This window comes from Armatimonadota bacterium (genome assembly GCA_035527535.1).
Taxonomy (GTDB): Bacteria; Armatimonadota; Hebobacteria.
In genome coordinates, this window is sequence record DATLAK010000159.1 from 1 (window position 1) to 2,312 (window position 2,312).

Annotated in this window: 3 protein-coding genes; all 3 read left to right on the forward strand. The window is 68.9% G+C overall.

Features of this window, described 5'->3' with window-relative positions; genetic code table 11:
• Positions 1 to 73: 73 nt before the first annotated feature.
• The gene (locus VM221_11170) at positions 74 to 1,639 is read left to right on the forward strand and encodes a DEAD/DEAH box helicase family protein (GenBank protein HUT75376.1); all 1,566 of its coding nucleotides are present in this window, start codon (positions 74 to 76) and stop codon (positions 1,637 to 1,639) included.
• A complete protein-coding gene (locus VM221_11175; GenBank protein ID HUT75377.1) occupies positions 1,636 to 1,941 on the forward strand; it encodes a hypothetical protein in 306 nt (101 codons plus the stop codon). Before VM221_11170 ends, VM221_11175 begins: the two co-directional genes overlap by 4 nt.
• On the forward strand, positions 1,938 to 2,312 hold a 375-nt coding region (locus tag VM221_11180; GenBank protein ID HUT75378.1), incomplete at its 3' end, for a hypothetical protein. The genes VM221_11175 and VM221_11180, both read left to right, overlap by 4 nt.

Genomic DNA, 2,312 nt, shown 5'->3' on the forward strand with positions numbered 1-2,312 from the left:
CATGCCACCCCTCCCCGGCTCGCTACCGGGGGGGCTGCCAGGGGGGCGCGAAACAGAACACAGGCAGACCAACATGAATACGCCGACTATCGGTGCGCCCTGGGTGGGCGCGCCTTGGACCCCGCGCGCCTGGCAACGAGAGGCGCTGCCCATCATCATCGATGCGCTCAAGCGCCGGCAGCGGGGGATCGTCTCCGCAGTCATGGGCGCCGGGAAGAGCTTGTGCCAGATCGAGCTGGTGGCGCAGGCGCTGCAAAAGGCGGGGCACCGGGCGATCATCCTGACCGTCCCGCGCCAGGCCCTCGTGCGCCAGCTTGCCGCCACGGCAGCAAAGCGGCTGGGCGATGACACCGTGGGGGTGTTCTACGGGTCGAAGAAGCAGCCCGGCCGCCCCGTGATCGTGTGCTGCAACGCCTCGCTCCCGGCGCTTTGGGCGGAACTGCGGAGCTACCCGAAAGGGGTCGCCCTGATGATCTACGACGAGGCCCACGGCACCCAGGGCCAGGTCTTGCGAGACACCATCCCGCAGATCAACCCCGCCGCGCTGGTCGGCTTCACGGCCACCCCGTTCCGGTCGGTGCCCAGCGAGACGATCGAGATCTTCGACTCGGTGATCTACCGCTACACCATGACAGACGCGATGCGGGACGGCGTGCTGGTCCCGATGCGCCATGAGCGGGTGAGGGGCGAGGCCGCCGGGACGATTGATGAGGTGTGCCTCGCCATGATGCAGGAGCACGGCGCCGGGCCGGGCATCGTGTCGGCTACCTCGATTGACGACGCCGATGCCTATGCGGCGTGGCTCACCGATCACGGGTTCCCCGCCGCGTCCATCCACAGCGGCCACAGCGAGGGCGACCGCGTTGCCCGCCTGGAGGACCTGCGGGCTGGGCGGGTGCGCGCCCTGGTGCATGTCTCGCTGCTGGCTGAGGGCGTGGACTTCCCGTGGCTCCGGTGGCTCTGCCTTCGCCGCAACGTCCAGGCCCGCGTGCGGTTCTTGCAGGAGATCGGGCGGGTGCTGCGGGTGGACAACGACCCCGACCCCCGATTCGGCGCGAAGGTCGAAGGTGTGGTCCTCGACCCCCATCTACTTCTTGGGCGTCACGGCCTGGTGACGGTGGAGGCCATCGGGCAGGCGCTCGAAGAGGCCGCCGACGAAGAGGCGAAGGAGGGGCGGAAGCAACGGGGCGACCGCGAGCCCACCGAACCCGAAGTGGTCGCCCTTGACGTGCTCCGCGCCTATCTGGCTGAGGTGATGGCAGGGCTCGAAGATGCCGGGATCTTGGATCCGTCCATGGCGCGCGGCGGGTGGGCGCTCGCTGACGTGTCGCTCAAGCAGGTCGAGGCGATCAAGGGGGCCAGCAAGCTCACCCGCCACGTCCCCGAAGAACACCGCAAGGCCATCAAGACCCTGGCGGGCGTCCCCTACGCCCTGACCCGCGGCGATGCGGCTGACCTTCTCGATGTGCTCTATGGGGGTGCGCGGTGGGCGAGGCCGCAGATCGACACAGAGCGGGGCATCTACCCGAACCAGATTCAGTGGGACGCCAGCGCGGTCAAGGTGGCCGCGCCGGGGCATGACGAACTTCTCGCTGCTGGCAGGGGTGGGCGCAAGAGCGCGCCAAAGGATGCAACATGAGAAAGATCAAACCGGCCGACCGCTGCTATATCTGCGGCAACCGAGTGGGAAGCACCGGGGAACTCGACCACTTTCCACTGCCGCGCGAGGTGGGAGGAACCAACACTGAGCCCGCCTGTCGGTCGTGTCACGACATGAAGGACCGGTACACGCTTCACGGCGGCAAGGGCGTCAACATGCATGAGGCGCTTGTGGCCATCACTGGGCTGTGGGCGAAGGCGTCAACGGACGAGCGGATCCTGCTCGCCAAGATGACGAGACTGGCCGCGGTTGCCTCGCACCGAGAGAAGGGGGGCGCATGATCCCGATCGAGTGGTGGACCTCCACAGAAACGGCCGATGCGCTCGGCTGCTACGTCTGGCAGGCGGCGTGTGAGGGCGAGACGGGGGCGACGCCGCAGGAGGCCCTACAGGGCGTGCGGGCGATGTGCGCGGCGCTGCCTATGGCCAGCCGGTCACGGGTCGTCCTGGACGCGCTGGACGATGGGTGGTGGGCAGCTCAGGCCCTCGACCTGGCTACGCGGCTCTGTGGTGAGCGTGACGATGCGCGGGCGAGTGCCCCGCCTGTGCGCCGGTACTCCGTCGCGCTGGTCAGCGGGGCCATCGGGTCGGCCATCCGTGAGACGCTGACCCCGACCTGGGGCGAGCTGTCGCGCCTGCTGACCGACCCGGTC